General features: G+C 66.0%; 17 protein-coding genes. 11 read left to right on the top strand and 6 right to left on the bottom strand.

Translation table 11 applies throughout. The features are described from left to right. Positions 1-6: 6 nt before the first annotated feature. Positions 7-1068, bottom strand: coding sequence for a YeeE/YedE family protein (locus tag ACXAJT_RS24645; protein WP_475240613.1), 1062 nt, complete (start codon positions 1066-1068; stop codon positions 7-9). A 172-nt stretch (positions 1069-1240) separates the two neighbouring features. Here ACXAJT_RS24645 and ACXAJT_RS24640 point away from each other — a divergent pair, with 172 nt between their 5' ends. The 4 genes from ACXAJT_RS24640 (at position 1241) to ACXAJT_RS24625 (ending at position 4368) form a co-directional block, all read left to right on the top strand. Further along, the gene (locus ACXAJT_RS24640) at positions 1241-1666 is read left to right on the top strand and encodes a cupin domain-containing protein (RefSeq protein ID WP_475240609.1); all 426 of its coding nucleotides are present in this window, start codon (positions 1241-1243) and stop codon (positions 1664-1666) included. Positions 1667-1720: 54 nt separating this feature from the next. Next, positions 1721-2956, top strand: a complete 1236-nt coding sequence (locus ACXAJT_RS24635) for an MFS transporter (RefSeq protein ID WP_475240797.1) — start codon at positions 1721-1723, stop codon at positions 2954-2956. 94 nt (positions 2957-3050) lie between these two features. Further along, positions 3051-3926 carry a 50S ribosomal protein L11 methyltransferase gene (locus tag ACXAJT_RS24630; RefSeq protein WP_475240606.1) on the top strand — a complete coding sequence of 292 codons (876 nt, stop codon included), beginning with the start codon at positions 3051-3053 and terminating at the stop codon, positions 3924-3926. 97 nt (positions 3927-4023) lie between these two features. Then, on the top strand, positions 4024-4368 hold the full coding sequence (locus ACXAJT_RS24625) for a hypothetical protein (protein WP_475240603.1): 345 nt from the start codon (positions 4024-4026) through the stop codon (positions 4366-4368). 99 nt (positions 4369-4467) lie between these two features. Here the strand turns inward: ACXAJT_RS24625 and ACXAJT_RS24620 are convergent, their stop codons facing one another. Continuing rightward, on the bottom strand, positions 4468-4731 hold the full coding sequence (locus ACXAJT_RS24620) for a DUF1127 domain-containing protein (RefSeq protein WP_475240599.1): 264 nt from the start codon (positions 4729-4731) through the stop codon (positions 4468-4470). 331 nt (positions 4732-5062) lie between these two features. On the opposite strand from ACXAJT_RS24620, the gene ruvC reads away from it, so the two are divergent. From ruvC to ACXAJT_RS24600, 4 genes are all read left to right on the top strand, one after another. Then, on the top strand, positions 5063-5551 hold the full coding sequence (gene ruvC, locus ACXAJT_RS24615) for a crossover junction endodeoxyribonuclease RuvC (RefSeq protein WP_475240595.1): 489 nt from the start codon (positions 5063-5065) through the stop codon (positions 5549-5551). Then, complete coding sequence (ruvA, locus tag ACXAJT_RS24610) at positions 5548-6222, top strand: Holliday junction branch migration protein RuvA (protein WP_475240589.1); 675 nt, start codon at positions 5548-5550, stop codon at positions 6220-6222. Before ruvC ends, ruvA begins: the two co-directional genes overlap by 4 nt. Before the next feature lie 3 nt (positions 6223-6225). Further along, positions 6226-7260 carry a Holliday junction branch migration DNA helicase RuvB gene (gene ruvB, locus ACXAJT_RS24605; RefSeq protein ID WP_475240585.1) on the top strand — a complete coding sequence of 345 codons (1035 nt, stop codon included), beginning with the start codon at positions 6226-6228 and terminating at the stop codon, positions 7258-7260. Positions 7261-7374: 114 nt separating this feature from the next. Continuing rightward, positions 7375-7998, top strand: a complete 624-nt coding sequence (locus tag ACXAJT_RS24600; protein WP_475240583.1) for a hypothetical protein — start codon at positions 7375-7377, stop codon at positions 7996-7998. On the opposite strand, the gene ACXAJT_RS24595 is transcribed toward ACXAJT_RS24600, so the two are convergent. Both ACXAJT_RS24595 and trpS read right to left on the bottom strand, forming a co-directional pair. Continuing rightward, positions 7990-8901 (bottom strand): homocysteine S-methyltransferase family protein, encoded by a 912-nt coding sequence (locus ACXAJT_RS24595; RefSeq protein ID WP_475240581.1) that lies wholly within the window; start codon positions 8899-8901, stop codon positions 7990-7992. The genes ACXAJT_RS24600 and ACXAJT_RS24595 overlap by 9 nt on opposite strands. Before the next feature lie 207 nt (positions 8902-9108). After that, positions 9109-10149 (bottom strand): tryptophan--tRNA ligase, encoded by a 1041-nt coding sequence (gene trpS, locus ACXAJT_RS24590; protein WP_475240576.1) that lies wholly within the window; start codon positions 10147-10149, stop codon positions 9109-9111. A 75-nt stretch (positions 10150-10224) separates the two neighbouring features. On the opposite strand from trpS, the gene ACXAJT_RS24585 reads away from it, so the two are divergent. After that, entirely contained in the window at positions 10225-10911 is a 687-nt protein-coding gene (locus tag ACXAJT_RS24585; RefSeq protein ID WP_475240573.1) for a rhomboid family intramembrane serine protease, read from the top strand. A gap of 28 nt (positions 10912-10939) precedes the next feature. On the opposite strand, the gene ACXAJT_RS24580 is transcribed toward ACXAJT_RS24585, so the two are convergent. Then, the gene (locus ACXAJT_RS24580; protein WP_475240569.1) at positions 10940-12430 is read right to left on the bottom strand and encodes a phospholipase D family protein; all 1491 of its coding nucleotides are present in this window, start codon (positions 12428-12430) and stop codon (positions 10940-10942) included. A 3-nt stretch (positions 12431-12433) separates the two neighbouring features. Continuing rightward, complete coding sequence (gene murJ / locus ACXAJT_RS24575) at positions 12434-13978, bottom strand: murein biosynthesis integral membrane protein MurJ (protein ID WP_475240566.1); 1545 nt, start codon at positions 13976-13978, stop codon at positions 12434-12436. A gap of 253 nt (positions 13979-14231) precedes the next feature. Between murJ and ACXAJT_RS24570 the strand changes: the two genes are divergently transcribed. Further along, positions 14232-15665 (top strand): TrkH family potassium uptake protein, encoded by a 1434-nt coding sequence (locus ACXAJT_RS24570; protein WP_475240561.1) that lies wholly within the window; start codon positions 14232-14234, stop codon positions 15663-15665. A gap of 133 nt (positions 15666-15798) precedes the next feature. Continuing rightward, complete coding sequence (locus ACXAJT_RS24565; RefSeq protein ID WP_475240555.1) at positions 15799-17670, top strand: amidohydrolase; 1872 nt, start codon at positions 15799-15801, stop codon at positions 17668-17670. Positions 17671-17833: the final 163 nt, after the last annotated feature.

Raw genomic sequence — 17833 nt, 5'->3', positions numbered from 1 at the left:
TGAGGGTCAGGCGGGCGCGCTCGCGCGCCGCCCGCCCATCAGCACTTCGGTGGCCATGCCGCCGAGCCACATGCAAAACAGCGCCAGCCACGCTGTCCCGGCAAAGATCGAGCCGCCGGTGACCCCAGCGCCAATGGCGCAGCCGCCCGCCAGCATCCCGCCGAAGCCCATCAGCGCCGCGCCGATCATCGCGTTGCGTAGCGGGGTCGGGCCCTCGAAGCCCTGAAGTTTCAGGTCGCGCGCCCATGCGGCGGCCAACAGCGCGCCGAGGAAAACGCCGGCGATCAGCCCGACGTCGAAATCCACCACCGCCGGGCGCTGCAGGAACACCATCAGCGTATGCGCCGAGGGGCCCGTGAACGTTGCGCTTTCCACCTGAACCGGGTCGAAGGCGACATTCGACAGCGCAAAGGTCAGCCCCCACCCCAGCGCCACCGCAAAGCCGACGCCAGACGCGAAGACCAGCCGCGGCAGGCCGATGCGATTGCGCCGCGCCAGTTCCAGCGCCAGCAGCGCGATGCCAAGCCCAAGCGCCAGCCCCGCGCCGCGCGGCAGATGCAGGGCCGAGAGCAGGTCCATGTTGCGCCCGCCTTCGGTGATCCAGAGCGCGGCCAGCCGGTCGCGCCACGGCGCCAGCAGCCCCGAGAGCGACATCTGCGCCACCACGGCAAAGATCAGCCCGGAGATCACCGACCGCAGGTTGCCCGTCGCGGCGAGGACCAGCAGCCGCCCCGAACATCCATTGGCCAGCACCATGCCCGCGCCGAACATCAGCCCGCCAAGGATCGCGCCGGACCAGCTTCCGGGCACCGCCATCATCCGCGCGTTGCCAGCATCGAACAGCCCCAGAAGCTGCAAGCCCTGCACCCAGACCAGCGCGGTCGAGAAGGTCAGCAGCCAGACCGCCAGCTTGTCGCCCATGCTGCCCCGCGCAAATTCCACCACCGCCGCCCGCAGGCAGAAGCGCGAACGCTGCGCGGCGATGCCGAATATGGTTCCGGTGAGCAGGCCAAACAGTGCGGCGGTCGGGCCCTCTCCGATCGCGTCGACGAGTGAGACGAGTTGCATATCCGTCCTCCTCCTAGGCTGTGGAACCAATCACAGAAGTGGAATGTGATGGCATTGATCCAGATCACGGCGCTGCGATCCGCCCGCGACATCGCTGTCGCAAACTGGCGCGACCGATGCGCGCTTGGCCGGCAGGCTTGGGGCAGTTGGGCCCTTGTTGGGGAGACGCGCCATGACCACGCCAATGCACGACATGCTTTCCAGTGCTCTGCTCTCCGGGATCCCGGTTGTCGCCAACGCGGACCATGCCCCGCTTGAAGGTGGCGAAGACCCTGCGTTTGGCACGGTCCGCTGGCGCACGCTGTTCTGTGCTGACCGCACCGCCACCGCAGGCATGGTGATGGGCATCGCCGAGTTCGGCGCCTTCGGCACGCTCAAAGCGCATCGCCATGGACCGGCCGAGATGTACTTTGGCCTCGCGGGGTCTGGCATCGTCACCATCGACGGCAATGCACATGAGATCGGACCCAACGTGGCGCTGTTCATCCCTCATGAGGCCGAGCATGGCACCGTGGCGGGCGAGGAGGGGCTGCGATTCCTCTACGTCTTTCCGCGCGATCGCTTTTCCGATGTCGAGTACCGCTTTTCGGAAAGCTGAGCCGCGGGCGCCTTGCCTCTCGCCAAGGCGCCGCAAACCGCTTATCGCAAGGGGATGACCCGTATCGTGCCCCTTGGGCAGGCGCGGGCGCTGCCGCTCTGGCGCCGCCCTGTGACGCTGCTGTTCCTCATGGCGATCGCCATGCCTTTGAGCTTTGCCACATGGTCGGCGCTGCTCAACAACTTTGTCATCGAGGCGGCGCAATTCGACGGCTCGGACATTGGCTGGCTGCACACGGTTCGCGAGATACCCGGCTTTCTTGCGATAGGGGTGATCGCAGTGCTGCTGGTGATGCGCGAGCAGGTGCTGGCGCTGATCGCGCTTTCGCTGCTGGGCGTGGCGACGGCGGTGACCGCGTGGTTCCCCAGCATGGGCGGGCTGCTGATGGTCACGCTGCTAAGCTCCATCGGGTTTCACTATTACGAGACGGTGAACCAGTCGCTGCAACTGCAATGGCTGCCGAAAGATCGCGCGCCGCAGATGCTGGGCTGGTTGCTGGCCGCCGCCTCGGGGGCGACGCTGATCGCCTATGTTGCGATCGTGATGACATGGGAGGCGTTCGATCTTTCATACAATTTCGTCTACCTCGTCTCTGGTGGGCTGACGCTGGCGATCACCGGCTATTGCGCGCTGGCCTTCCCGCAGTTCGAAAGCCCGAACCCGCAGCGCAAGTCCTTCGTGCTGCGCCGCCGCTACTGGCTCTACTACGCGCTGCAGTTCATGTCGGGGGCGCGGCGGCAGATCTTCGTGGTCTTTGCCGGGTTCATGATGGTCGAGCGCTTCGGCTTTGCGGTGCACGAGGTGACGGCGCTTTATCTGATCAACCTCATGGCCAATATGGCCTTCGCGCCGCTGCTGGGCAAAGCGGTGCACCGCTACGGCGAGCGTCGGGTGCTGCTGTTCGAATACGCCGGGCTGGTGATGGTCTTTCTCGCCTATGGCGGGCTCTACTGGTTTCACTGGGGCGTGGTGCTGGCCTCGGTCCTTTATGTGATCGACCATATCTTCTTTGCCCTCGCGCTGGCGCTGAAGACCTACTTCCAAAAGATCGCCGATCCGGGCGACATCGCCCCCACCGCCGCCGTCGCCTTTACCATCAACCATATCGCGGCGGTGTTTCTGCCCTTCGCACTGGGGTATCTGTGGCTGGTCTCGCCCGGCGCGGTGTTCGGTCTGGCGGCGGGCATGGCGCTGGTGTCGCTGGCGCTGGCGCTGATGATCCCGCGCCATCCCAGCCCCGGCTACGAGACCATCTTTGCACCGCGCCTGCCGCCGCAGCCTGCCGAGTGAACCGCAGCCAAGGGCCGTTGTGGCGCACGGCAAGGCTGGCGCTGACGCGGCAAACGCGCTATCGGGCAGGCCAACCCTGAACGGAGAGCATCACATGGCCAAGACCTGGACCGCCTTCACCAAGCTGAGCGACAAGACCGCCGCCGAGGCCCTGGGCGAGGCCATCGAAGATCTCGAGCCTGAGCCCACCGGCGTTGGCGTCTTCGAGATCGAGGACGGCACCGGCACGTGGGAAGTGGGTGGCTACTTCCTCGAACCGCCGAGCGACGTGGAACTGGCGCTGCTGTCTGCAGCCTATGGCGCCGCGCCTTTCGTGGTGTCGGAAGTGCCGGATCAGGACTGGGTCGACAAGGTGCGCCGCGAACTGACCCCGGTCGAGGCCGGGCGCTTCTTTGTTTACGGCTCGCATGACGCCGACAAGATCCCCGAAGGCGCCGAGCCGCTGCTGATCGAGGCGGCCATGGCCTTTGGCACCGGGCACCACGGCACCACTCTGGGCTGTTTGCGGGCGCTGGACCGGCTGGCGAACGAGGGTATGGTTGGCGAAAATGTGGCCGATATCGGCTGCGGCACTGCCGTGCTGGGCATGGCCGCCGCGCGCATCTGGCCGAACCCGGTGATCGTGTCGGACATCGACGAGGTGGCGGTCGAGGTGGCCGAGGCCAACGTCCGCGCCAACAATCTGACCGACAAGGTGATCTGCGTCGAAGCCGCGGGTTTTGGCCATCCCGACCTTGCTGCCCGCGCACCCTTCGATCTGGTTTTCGCCAATATCCTCAAGCAACCGCTGATCGATCTGGCGCCCGACATGGCGGCGCATCTGGCGCCGGGCGGCTATGCGATCCTGTCGGGAATCCTGATCCGTCAGGCCGACGAGGTGATCGACGCCTATGCCAAGGCGGGTGTCGAGAAGGTTCTGCGCGACGAAATCGGGGAATGGGTTACGTTGACGCTGCGCAAGCCTTTGTGAACGAAAAAGGGCGCAATAGACGCTATTTTGCCTAAATTTTGCCGCGGTTCCCTTCCAAATACGCCCCGTATTTAATTGGTTAGAGGGGTTCCGCGGTATGGAAAGCGCTCTCAAAAGTTTCGAGCGTCGTCAGCGTGCAGTGACGCAAAAGCACCGCAAGCTGGCACAGGGCTATGTCACCAAGATCAACCGGAACGGCAATTTCGAACACCGTCCGATCCGCCGCCTGTCGCCGATACGGCTGCCGGGTCTGCTGCTGACGCTGCTTGGTTTTCTGGTGTTCAAGGGCGTGATGCTCGCCAATCTGGGGCCGGCGAATTACGCCGAGCATCTGTCGCATCTCGCCGATGGCAATCTCGCGGACAAATTGGGCGCTTGGGTGCTGGGCGTCGATCCGGTCACGCTGTGGATCGGCATCGGTCTGCAGGCGCTGCTGACCTAAGCCCTCGGGCAATACTCGAAGCGATCATCGCATCGCTCCAAAAGGAAAGGCCGCCGTCCTCTTCAGGACCGCGGCCTTTGCGCTTGATCTGTCATGTGATCAGCGACGGCGTGCGATGGCAGCGATGTCGCCACGGGTCAGGCCGATATCGTCGAGTTCACGGTCGCTCAGAGCTTCGAGGCTCTTGCGGGTCAGGCGCGTGTCGTTCCATTCGGCGACGATGCCGAAGAGGGTCGCGAAGAGGCCAGCCGAGCGCGGGGTCTGGTCAGCGATGGGAGCGAAGCCGGAAACGAAAACGTTGCCGATGCGGCCTGCGAGGCCTGCGGCGCCGGATGCGTCGCGCGAGTAGTCATAGACGGCCATTGGTCAGTGTCCTTGTCTGGAAGTTTTCAAAGTGCCTGAAATCTAATCGCCAGATAGAGGTGGGCAGCATTTGCGACAAGCTGGGAAAAATGCATGGGTGGGCTGCAGTTTTCACATAGCAAACGAATTGAGCAAAACGCCGAGAGAACAGCTTATTATCCAGGCTCTGCGCGTCGGCCATTGGCGCCAGAATGTCGTGTTTCGGAGGTGATCGTGGCGCGGTGAACGCAACTGCTCTGCGCTCGGGCAATTGCACAGGGGCGAGGGCTTGGCGGATGTTCGCGTTTCGTGCTAACTGCGTGGTAGAAAAACAACATTGGGCAGTGATGGAATGCGGGTCATCGGAATCGATCCGGGCCTTCGGCACCTCGGCTGGGGGGTGATCGAGGCCGACGGAAGCCGTTTGCGGCATATCGCCAACGGAACATGCGATTCGGGGCAGGGTACTTTGGCCGCGCGTTTGCTGACCCTGCACGAACAGCTGACCGATGTGCTGCACCGCTGGCAGCCGCAGATCGCGGCGGTGGAGCAGACCTTCGTGAACCGCGACGGCGCCGGGACGCTGAAGCTGGGGCAGGCGCGCGGCATCGCCATGCTGGTGCCGGCGCAGTTCGGGCTGGAGATTGGCGAATACGCGCCCAACACGGTGAAGAAAACGGTGGTCGGCGTCGGCCACGCGGATAAGACACAGGTGGATCACATGGTGAAGATGCAACTGCCGGGCGTGGTCATCCACGGTCCCGACGCGGCGGATGCGCTGGCCATCGCGATTTGCCACGCGCACCATCAGGGCGCGCAGAGAATGAAGGTGAAGGCATGATCGGACGTATCGCCGGACGGGTGGACTACAAGGGCGATGATCACGCGCTGATCGACGTGCGCGGCGTGGGCTATGTGGTCTATTGCTCGGACCGCGTGCTGGCGACGCTGGCACCCGGCGAGGCGGCGGCGCTTTATACTGACCTTCTGGTGCGCGAGGACCTGCTGCAACTCTACGGCTTTCCAACGCTGGTGGAAAAGGAATGGTTTCGGCTGCTGATGTCGGTGCAGGGGGTCGGGGCCAAGGCGTCGCTGGCGATCCTCGGCACGCTGGGGCCGGACGGCGTCAGCCGCGCTATCGCGCTTGGCGACTGGACAGCAGTGAAGGCGGCGAAGGGCATCGGGCCGAAGACCGCGCAGCGGGTGATCAACGAACTCAAGGACAAGGCGCCGATGGTCATGGCCATGGGGGCGGGGCAGGCGGCCTCGGCCGCAGATGTGGTGATCGAAGACGATCCTGCGCCGACGCCTGTGCCTGCCGCGCCGCGCAAGGCCCCCGCCGCGAAACCCAACGCCTCGGCCCAATCCGAGGCGCTCTCAGCGTTGAGCAACCTTGGCTATGGTCCCGGCGAAGCGGCCTCGGCGGTGGCGCAGGCGGCTGGCGAGGACCCGGAGGCCGAGACCTCCGGCCTGATCCGCGCCGCGCTGCGGCTGCTGGCGCCGAAAGGGTAACGCATGGTCGAGAGCGATCCCACGTTGCGCCCCGACCCGCTGCCCGAGGACGAGGGCCGCGCGCTGCGCCCGCAGATGCTGGGCGATTTCATCGGTCAGGCCGAGGCGCGCGCCAACCTGCGGGTGTTCATCCAGTCCGCGCGGTCGCGCGGCGAGTCGATGGACCACACGCTGTTTCACGGACCTCCGGGGCTTGGCAAAACGACGCTGGCGCAGATCATGGCGCGCGAGCTTGGGGTGGGCTTTCGCATGACCTCCGGGCCGGTGCTGGCCAAGGCCGGCGATCTGGCGGCGATCCTGACCAACCTAGAGGCGCGCGATGTGCTGTTCATCGACGAGATCCACCGGCTCAATCCGGCGGTCGAGGAGGTGCTCTACCCGGCGATGGAAGACTACGAGCTTGATCTGGTGATCGGCGAGGGCCCGGCGGCACGCACCGTGCGGATCGAACTGCAGCCTTTCACGCTGGTCGGAGCGACCACCCGTCTCGGCCTTCTGACCACGCCGCTGCGCGATCGTTTCGGCATTCCGACGCGCCTGCAATTCTACACCGAGGATGAGCTCAACGAGATCGTCAGCCGCAATGCGGTGAAGCTGGGCGTGCGGGCAGAGCCCGATGGTGCGCGCGAGATTGCCCGCCGCGCCCGCGGCACGCCGCGGATCGCCGGGCGGCTGCTGCGCCGCGTGGTGGACTTCGCCGTGGTCGAGGGCGACGGCGTGGTCACCCGCGAACTGGCAGATGGCGCGCTGACCCGGCTCGGGGTCGATCAGCTTGGGCTCGACGGGGCCGACCGGCGATATCTGACGCTGATGGCCGAGAATTATTCCGGCGGGCCGGTGGGCATCGAGACGCTGTCGGCGGCGCTGTCGGAAAGCCGCGACGCGCTGGAGGAGGTGATCGAGCCCTATCTGCTGCAGCAGGGGCTGATCCAGCGCACCCCGCGCGGGCGCATGCTGGCGCAGCGGGCGTGGGATCATCTCGGGTTGCCGGTGCCGCGACCGCAGACGCCGGGGCAGGGGTCGCTCTTCGACGGCTGACGCGCCTCGGGGTGTGCCGTGCATCTTGCGCGGCGGCGCCCGGCGTGGCAGGTGGAGCGCCGCGTGGCGCGTGCCGCGCTATGCGTATTTGCCAAAGAGAAGAAGGGGCGAGCCATGGACGCGGCCGAGGTCGAAGCGCTGTTTACCCGCGATGACGGGACCTACCTGTGCGCCCGTTGGGGGCGGCCGCTGGTGCCCATCGTCTTCGGCGTCGAGGATGCGACGCTCTCGGTGGTCAAGGGCGCCTTCGAGGTGGTCTGCGCCATGTCGGGCCACAAGATGGCCGAGCACGATCCCGAGCTTGGCGCCAATGTCATGGTGTTCTTCTTCCGCGACTGGGCCGAGCTGCTGGACCTGCCGGACCTCGGGCGAATGATCGACGGGCTGCCGCAGATGGTTGAACGGCTGCAGGCAAGCGAGGCGAACCAGTACCGGGTGTTCCGCTTTGACAGCGACGGGTCGATCAAGGCGGCCTTTGTCTTCCTGCGGATGGATGCGAGCCTGACCAACATGCCTGCCGAGGATCTGGCTCTGGCGCAAGTGGCGCAGGTGATGCTGACTTGGGGCAATGGCGCTTTTGCGGCGCGCTCGCCGTTGGGGCGGCTGGAAGATGGCCGCGTCGTGCTGAAGCCGGAGATCGGTGCGCTGATCCGGGCCGCCTATGATCCGGTGATGCCGGTGGCCGCGCAGGACGCCAGCCACGCGTTGCGGCTGGCGGCGCGGGTTGCGCTAGGCTGAGACGCCCGCCACCCGGCGCGCGATCGCGCGCAGATGGCGCAGGTCGGTGCCGCAGCAGCCCCCGAGCACCCGCAGCCCCGGGTGGCTGCGCTGCAGCTCGGCGAGCTGCGCGGCAAGCTCCTCGGGGTCGCCGTCGTCCAGCGTCTCGCAGGCGTCGAGCTCGGCGTGGCTCTGGCGTGAGGCATTGGCGACGATGCCCGCCAGATGGGCCTCCCACTCGCCGCCGTCAAAGGCCTCGGCGATATGCTCCGGATGGGCGCAGTTGACCATGATCGCCGCAGGTTCGGTGGCCCCGGCGAGACGCTGCACGGCTTCCGACAGCAGCGCGCCGTCGGCCAGCCGGCCATCGGTTTCCACGGTGAAGGCGATGAGCGCGGGGATGCCTGCCTCTTCCGCGGCCTTGGCGATGCCGATCGCCTCTCCGGCGGCGCCAAGCGTGTAGGCGCTGATCATGTCGGCCCCGGCGTCGGCGGCGGCGCGGACCTGCGGGCCGTGATAGGCGGCAGAGGCCTCGGCGGCGGTCATGCCGGGCTGGTAGCCATCGCCCTGCGGACCGATCTGCACGCTGATCCGCGTGGCGACGTCGAGGTGGGTCGCGGTCCTCTCGCGCAGCAGCGCCACCGTCTCTTGCGTCACGCGGGCGAGGTCGTCGGCGGTGTAGCCGACGGGCGCGGCGCGGTCGGGGTTGGCCATCCATGTCGGCGTGTCGAGGATGACGCCAACGCCGGTGTCGCGACCAATGCCGATCAGCGCCTCGGCATAGCCGCGCAGCCGGGCCCGGCCCTCGGTCTCGTCGATCATCGGGAAGGCGGCGAAATGCGGCAGGTCGACACCGTGGTTGAAGATCAGATCGGTTTCCATCCCGGTCCATGCGATCCACGTGCGATCGGGGGTAAGTGTCATCGCGTAGGTCCTCCCTCAAGCCCAGGGCGATGGATGGGCGCTGGATGGGCGATGGTGGGCAGTGTAGCACGAAAAGCGCGGCCTGCCGCCGGACGCGTCGTGGCGGGCCCCGAAAGGCGAAAGGCCGCCCCTTGGACGGCCTTACAGGTGCAGGTCGACAGTGGCTGTGGCGCCTTGTCGGGTCTTGTCAGGTCTTGGCAGGTCTTGTCAGGCCTTGGCGCCGACCATGCCGACGATCTCGTAGGTCTTTTCGAGGATCGGGTCGGCGATCTTGCGAGCACGGCCTGCGCCATCGGCGAGGATCGCGTCGATCTGCGCCGGGTCCTGCATCAGCCGCGCCATCTCGCTGGAGATCGGCGCCAGTTTGTCGACCGCCAGATCCACCAGCATCGGCTTGAACTCCGAGAACTGCTTGCCGCCAGCCACGGCCAGAACCTCGTCGACGCTTTGCCCGGCAAGGGCGGCGTAGATGTTGACGAGGTTGCGCGCCTCGGGCCGGCCTTCGAGGCCCTTGGCCTCCGACGGCAGCCCGTCCGGATCGGTCTTGGCCTTGCGGATCTTCTTGGCGATGGCGTCGGCGTCATCGGTCATGTTGATGCGCGAAGCGTCCGAGGGATCGGATTTCGACATCTTCTTGGAACCGTCTCGCAAGCTCATCACGCGGGTGGCCGCGCCCTCGATCACCGGCGCGGTCATCGGAAAGAACTCGGTGCCGTAGTCGTGGTTGAACTTCGCCGCGATGTCGCGGGTCAGTTCGACGTGCTGCTTCTGGTCCTCGCCCACGGGCACGTGGGTGGCGTGGTAGAGCAGAATGTCGGCGGCCATCAGCGCGGGATAGGCATAAAGGCCCAGCGAGGCCTTCTCGGCGTTCTTGCCGGCCTTGTCCTTGAACTGGGTCATCCGGTTCATCCAGCCGAGCCGCGCGACGCAGTTGAAGATCCAGCCAAGCTGGGCGTGGCCGGGCACTTGGCTTTGGTTGAACAGGATCGATTTCTGCGGATCGAGGCCAGCGGCCAGATAGCCGGCGGTCAACTCGCGGGTCTGGCGGCGCAGCGCCTCGGGGTCCTGCCAGACGGTGATCGCATGCATGTCGACGACGCAGTAGATCGTCTCGACCCCGCTGTCCTGCATGTCGACGAAACGCTTGATCGCGCCAAGGTAGTTGCCCAGCGTCAGCCCGCCCGAGGGCTGGATGCCGGAAAACACGCGTGGCGTGAAAGCGGAATTGATGTCGCCCGCGTCGGACATGGGCTTCCTCCGTCTGGAAATTCTGTCTTGGCTGGCTTACCCATGGCCCGACATGCCGTCAAGAAAGAGGCCACCATGGCGCACCAGCACAATGTCTCGCCGTTCAATTCGCTGCCGCCCGTGATCGTGGCGCTGGCCGTGGTGATCGTGGGGGTCGAAGCGGCCTTCTCGCTCGGCGCGCGCGGGCTGCTGGGCGGGCCCGGCGCCGTCGGCTGGCGGCTCGACGCGCTGCAGCGTTTCGCCTTTTCGGGCGAGATATGGCACTGGATGCTGTCGACCGGGCAGTTCCCGGCGCAGCATCTGATCCGGTTCTTCAGCTATCCCTTCGTGCACGGCAGCTTCAGCCATGCGCTGTTTGCCGCCGTTATGCTGCTGGCGCTTGGCAAGATGGTGGGCGAGGCGCTGGGAAGCTGGCGCACGCTGGCGATCCTTGCGGTGTCGAGCTTTGGCGGGGCGCTGGCCTATGGGTTCGTCAGCACGCCGGTGCCACTGATCGGGGCGTTTCCCCCGGTGTACGGGCTGATCGGCGGCTTCACCTACCTGCTGTGGCTGCGGCTGGGGCAGATGGGCGCGCAGCAGGCGCGGGCGTTTTCGCTGATCGGCATCCTGCTGGGCATTCAGCTGCTGTTCGGGCTGCTGTTCGGCGGCAGTCTCGACTGGGTGGCCGATTTGGGCGGTTTCGCCTCCGGCTTCGTGTTGACCGTGGTTCTGGTGCCGGGCGGCTGGGGGCGGCTGCGGCAGCGCTTGCGTCAGCGCCGCTGAGCGCCACCCTTGTCTTATATGCCGCCCGTCAAAACATGTCGGCGGGCAGCACTGGCAGTGGCTTGGAGAAGGCGCGCCCTTCGGCCTGCGGGTAGGGCAGCACAAAGCCCTCGCGGTTCTCCGGCGGATGCGCGGCATTGGCCAGCGCGGCCTGACGCCACGTACGGGCGCTGACCGGGTCATGGCCGTTCAGGTGGTCGCCGAGCCATGTACGGGCCAGCTGCCGCTGCAGATTATGCACTGCGTCCGGGCGCCTGAACAGCACCGAGGCTTCGGTGTCCCAGCGCAGCGAGCGGCCGTTGAGATTGGCCGAGCCGACGAGGCCGACCCGGTCGTCCACCAGAGTCACCTTCGAGTGCACGTAGATCGGGCCTGAGCCAAGCAGATCGGGGATGTCCTCGCGCGACTCGCTGTGCTGGCCCGGCGAGACGAAGGCGGCGCGGTCGCCGAAGGCCTTCGCCACTTTTGCCACCGCCTCGGTCTGCAGTGCATGACCATGGCGCGTGTCCCAGCCCTCATGGCCCTCGTAGAGCACCCGGTCGGGGAAAGAGGGCATGAGCACGATCAGTTGCAGGTCGCCGTGCCGCTGGCCGGCTTTGGCAAGTGCCTCTGCGACCGGGCGATGCCGCAGGAACTGGGTTTCGATGTAGATGTGCCGCTTGGCCTCGCCGATCATGTCGATCACGGTTTTTTCGTGCTCGGTGATCGCGGCGCGCGGCGACAGCCGCGCCGGGCCGCTGCAGGGGGCCGAGAAGGTGCGCACGACGCGCAGGTCGGCGGGTGCCTGCGGACGTTTGGCAGTGTCAAACCGTTCGGCCTTGCCGGTGAGGCAGGGCGTGTTGCAGTCCAGCGCGGCGTTCCAGCATTCGCCGAAATGGTGGCGCAGCGCGGCGGAGAAATCCGCATCATCCACCCGCATCGACACGTCGTGCCATGTCTCGTCGGCGGGGCGGTCGTGCTCGGGCGTGTCAAAGCGCCGTTCGTTGATGTCGAGCCCGCCGATCACCGAGGCCTTGCCGTCGGCGACGGCGAACTTCTGATGGATCGTCACAGGGCGCAGCGCGACGGCGCCTTTTAGAACGGCGCGCTGCACCGGGGTGAGGCTGCTTTGCTCTTCCTGACGGAGCTTTTGCATGTGGCGGGCGATGGGCCCGCGCATCGCCAGTCGCCAGACCCAGCCGGCGTTCTGCCCGTGCGGGGCGCAGAGGATTTCCGTGTCAGTGCCCTGAAGGCGCTCGGCGAAGGTGCTGGCAGAGCGCCATGCATTGCGGTGCAGCGTAGAGGTGAAGACCGGATCGAAGTCGGAGATGATCAGACGCAGCTTCACGCCGCGGCCGGCGACATCGGCCAGCAGGTCAGCCCAGTTTTCGAGGCCCTTCGCGCGCAGCTCGGGGGTGCGGATTTTGGTTCGAGGGTCGAGGATGCGAAAGCTCATCACGAGCTCGTCTTGCGCGTCATTGCACAGCCTCTCCAGGGCGGGAAACCCCTCGGCGGCAGTGATCAGCGGTGTCAGCGTCATGTATTAGCCCTTGCGGCGAAAAGCGGTGCGGAACTCGGACAGGCGGAATGCCCCGACCGCCTGCCCCGCGATCCCGTAAGAAAGGATCCCAACGAGGATCAGGCCGACAAGGGCGAGGCTCCGCCAATAGCTTCTCTCAAGCAACGGTCCGAGGGCGGTCATAGTTCCCCATAGGATGACCCCCATGATGACAGAGGCAAGACAGATGCGCAGAATTCTCTGGCGGAAGCGCGCATCGAAGCGTGCCACCTCGCCCAGTTTGCGCCCGCCCCAGGCCAGCTGCGCCACCATGGTCCATGCCGCGCAGGTGGTGGCGATGGCGGGCGCGTACCAGCCCAGAACCGGCGCGAGGCCAATCGCCAGCACCGCGTTCACCGCCATAGACCACAGCGCGTAGCGAAAGGGCGTTCGGGTGTCCTCGCGGGCAAAGAACAGAGGTTGCAGCACCTTTTGCAGAACGAAGGCGGGTAGCCCCAGCCCGTAGATGGCGACGGCGAAGGCGATGGCCTGCGCATCGGCCATGGAGGTGGCGCCGCGCTGGAACAGCACCGCGACGATCGGCAGCGGCACGACGATCAGCGCCACGGCGGCAGGCACGGTCAGCGCCAGTGACAGCTCTCCGGCGCGCGAAAAGGCGTGGCGGGCGCCGGATTCGTCCTGCGCTTTCAATCGTCTGGATAGATCGGGCAGCAGTACGATGCCGACCGCAATGCCGACGACGCCGAGGGGGAGTTGATAGAGACGGTCGGCGGCGTAGAGCCATCCCACCGCCTTCTCGAAGTTCGAGGCGACCTGCTGGCCGACCAGCAGGTTGACCTGCATGACCCCCCCTGCGAGGGCTGCGGGCACGGCAACGCGGACCAGTCGTTTCATGTCGGCGTTCCAGCGCGGACGACCGGGGCGCAGCTTGATCCCGGCGCGTTCGGCAGCGACCCAGACGAGCCCAAGCTGCGCCACGCCCGCCAGCGGAATCGTCCAGACAAGCCATTGAATTATATCGCCATCCAGCGCCTTTCCGGCGACCATTGCCAGCACCACGAAGATGTTCAGCAGCACCGGGGCCGCGGCGGCGGCGGCGAAATGGCCGGTGGCGTTCAGAGCGCCCGAGAACAGTGCGGCGAGCGAGATGAAGAAGATGTAGGGAAAGACGATACGCCCGTAGCCGACCGTCAGGTCAAAGCGGTTATCTGCGGCAAAGCCTCCGGCGGTGGCCCAGACCAGCGCGGGCATGAAGATCAGCGCCAACGCCGAGAGCAGCAACAGCACGAAGGCAAGGCCGTTCATCGCTTGGCTGCCGAACTTCAGCGGGTCTTCCTCGCCTTCGTACTTCTTTGAAAATATTGGCACAAACGCGGCGTTGAAGGCGCCTTCGGCAAAAAAGCGGCGGAACATGTTGGGCAGGCGGAAGGCGGCCACGAAAGCGTCCATCACCGGGCCCGGGCCGATATAGGCGAGAATGAAAATCTCGCGCGCAACGCCGAGGACGCGGCTGGCCAGCGTCCAGAAGCCGACCGTGAGGATGCCGGAAATCAGGCGGATGGGTTTCATGATGGCGGCGCCCTTCAGGATAATCGCAAGCGCCAGAGGTAGACCATCGGCAGCGCCCGAGAAAGGGGGCACAGGGCATGCACATCGCATGCACAAACCATGCATACGCCTTGCGGTCGTCGTGGCGCCGGACCGCTCATTGCTGCGGCTGCAAAGAAGCCGATTGTGCCTTTGGAAAAAGTGGAGTTGAAATCGGCGCAGTTCTGCCCCGGTCGGGCAGAGCGCTGCGCCGGGCAATCGAGAGCACGCGGTCATGAGCTTCATCTATTTCATCAACGGATTGGTCTGCGTGTTCTTCGCCGCGCTGATGGGCGTGGTGGCGTTGGTCTTTCCTGCCACCTCCGGGGTCTTTGGCGTTTCGGCAGTGCTGGTCGGCATGGTCGGCGTGGGGGTGAGCCTGTCGACGTGGTCGGAATTTCTTGACCTGAACCGGCTGCACACCTTCCTGCTGACCTCCTCGGTCTGGGTGACTGCCGCCGTCGCCGGGGCGGTGCCGCTTTGGCAATGGGGGCTGTCGCCGGTCGACGCGGTGTTTGAGGCGATGTCGGGGATCACCACCACCGGCTCGACGGTGATGAGCGGGCTTGATGGCACGCCGCATGGCATCATCCTGTGGCGCGCGCTGTTGCAGGCGGTGGGCGGTGTCGGGTTTATCGTGACGGGCATTGCTATGCTGCCGATGCTGCAGGTGGGCGGGATGCAACTGTTCCGCACCGAAAGCTCGGACAAGGGCGAGAAGGAACTGCGCAGTGCCGCCTCTTTCGCCTCGGCGACGTTGAGCATTTATCTGGCGCTGATGGCGGTCTGCGGCGTGCTCTACCTTGTTGGGGGCATGGGGCCGTTCGATGCGCTGACCCATGCGATGACCACGCTCTCGACCGGCGGCTATTCGGGCTATGATGCCTCGTTCGGGCATTTCACCAGCCCGTTTCTGCAGTGGACGGCGACGGTCTTCATGCTTCTGGGGGCGCTGCCGTTCGCGTGGTACGTGCGCGGGCTGCACCGCCGCGCGCTGCGCAGCGAGCAGGTCGAGGCGTTGGTGAAGGGGCTGGTGGTGGTGATCGCCGTGCTGTCGATCTGGCTGGTGGTCGACGAGGGGATGCGTCCTTTCGAGGCGGCCACGGCGGTGGCCTTCAACGTGGTCTCGGTGGTGACCACCACCGGCTATGCCACCACCGACTACACGCTTTGGGGGCCGTTCGCCGCCGTCGCCTTCTTTCTGCTGACTGCGGCGGGGGGCTGTACCGGATCGACCGCGGGCGGTGCCAAAGCGATGCGCTGGGTGCTGTTCGCGCGCGCGGTGAAGGCCAAGATGCAGACCATCCGCGCGCCGCACGCGGTGACCGCGATCCGCTACGAGGGCCGCCGGGTGGACGAGGACACCATGCGCAGCGTCATCGTCTTCATGATGTTCTACGGGCTGACCTTTGGCGGCTTTACCATCGTGCTGGATTTCTTCGGGCTGGATTTCTCGACCTCCGCGAGCGCAGCACTGACCGCGCTGGCCAACGTCGGGCCGGGGGTTGGGCCGATCATCGGGCCGGCGGGGAATTTCGCCACGCTGAGCGACCCGGTGAAGCTGATCCTCGCCTTTGCCATGTACCTAGGCCGGCTGGAGATGATCACCGTCTACGTTCTGCTGACCCCTCTGTTCTGGCGCGAGCTGAGCGATATGCGAAGCAGGTGAACATCGCCAGCGGCGGATTTTCTCTTCTCGTCGAATTACGCCCTCAGGCCTTACGTAGAATTGCGTCAGATCAACTTTGTGCGAGACTGCAGTCGCTATGGTTGCATAGGCGCGGCACATGGGAGGGATTTCGATGCGGATGATTGCAGGCAGCACGGCGCTGCTGATGACGGTATTTGGCTCGGCAGGGGTGCTGGCGCAGGAGGTTGCGGACACCATCTATTCCGGCGGGCCGATTCTTACGATCAATGACACGCAGCCGACCGCCGAGGCGGTTGCCGAGAAGGATGGGACGATCCTTGCCGTCGGCTCCATGGAGGACGTCTCGGCGCTGCAGGGCGAAGGGACCGAGATGTACGATCTGGGCGGCAGAACGATGCTGCCCGGTTTTGTCGACAGCCATGGCCACGTGGTGCTGGGCGGCATTCAGGCGCTCTCGGCCAACATGCTGGCACCGCCCGACGGTGACGTGACGGATATCGCCAGCCTGCAACAAGGGCTGCGCGACTGGGCGGAAGAGAACCGCGAGGCGGTGGAGGCGGTGAACCTCATCGTCGGCTTCGGCTATGACAACGCGCAACTGGCCGAGTTGCGCCATCCCACGCGCGACGATCTGGATGCGGTGTCGCGCGACATTCCGGTCTTGATCATCCACCAGTCGGGGCACTTGGGCGTGGCGAATTCAAAGGCGCTGGAACTTGCCGGGATTACCGACGACTCGGAGAACCCGCCGGGCGGGGTGATCCGCCGCGGCGCAGACGGGCGGCCCAACGGCGTGCTCGAGGAATACGCGTTCTTCGGCACGCTTGTGCCGTTGCTGGGGCAATTGGGGCCCGAGGGCTTTGAGACCTTTGCCAAGGCCGGGGCAGAGCTTTGGGCACGCTTTGGCTATACCACCGGTCAGGAGGGCCGCTCGAGCGCGGGCAATGTCGAGGCGCTGCGGGCGGTGGATGCCAAGGGAGAGCTTCCGATCGACGTGGTGGCCTTTCCCGATGTGCTGGAAGCACGGGACTTCATCGAGGCGAATTTCTCCCATGACTATGACGGCCACGTGCGGGTGGGCGGCTGCAAGCTGACCATCGACGGCTCGCCTCAGGGGTTCACCGCGCTGCGCGACCGCCCCTACTACGATCCGGTCGGGGATTACCCGCCGGGCTACAAGGGCTATGCGGCGATCACCGAGGAGCAGGTGGCGGATGCTGTGGACTGGTGCTTTGGCCACGACTACCAGATCATCACCCATGCCAATGGCGAGGGCGCGTCGGACATGCTGATCGCGGCCATTGGCGCTGCGGAAGAGAAATACGGGGCGCCGACCAACCGCCCGGTGCTGGTGCACGGCCAGTTCCTGCGCGAAGATCAGGTGGACAGCATCCAGCGGCTGGGGATTTTCCCGTCGCTGTTTCCCATGCACACATTCTATTGGGGCGACTGGCACCGCGATCACACCGTTGGCCCGGTCCGTGCCGACAATATCTCGCCCACCGGCTGGGTGCGGCAGCGCGGGATGATGTTCGGCTCGCACCATGATGCGCCGGTGGCCTTCCCCGACAGCATGCGGATCCTCTCGGCCACGGTGACGCGGCGGACGCGCTCGGGCGATATCCTCGGCCCGGCGCAGCGGGTGAGCGTGATGGAGGGGCTGAAGGCGCTGACCATCTGGCCCGCGTGGCAGCATTTCGAAGAAGGCAGCAAAGGCTCGATCGAAGTGGGCAAACGGGCGGATTTCGTGATCCTGTCGGACGACCCGATGGCGGTGGACCCCGAGACGCTGGCCGAGATCGATGTGCTGGCGACGATCAAGGATGGTGCCGTGATCTATGAAGCCGCGGAGGGCGAGCAGAAGACCGAACTGCGCGATGGTCAGTTCTTTGGCGATCCGGTTCTGGCGCACCGCGTGCTGCACGCGATGAACGAAGCGATTGGGGTGGAGCGCCCGGTGGCCTGCATGCTTGCGGCGGAGGATTGCAGACGGTTGTTCGGGGGCTTCGTGGCGCCGATGTAGGCGGGGTGTGCGCCGTTCGACCTGACAGGCAAAAGGCGCGGAGAACCTCCGCGCCTTTTTCATGTTTCCTAAAGCTGGGCCAGATCAGGCCTAAGCGTGCGCCTTGGCGCGGCTGCCTCCGCCGCCACCGCCGCTGCGGCGGCCACGGCCCCCGCGCGAGCGG

The sequence above is a fragment of the Salipiger sp. ABF4_146 genome (genome assembly GCF_056161345.1).
Note: the sequence above shows the minus strand (reverse complement) of the source record. Positions and strands in the feature narration are given on the sequence as shown.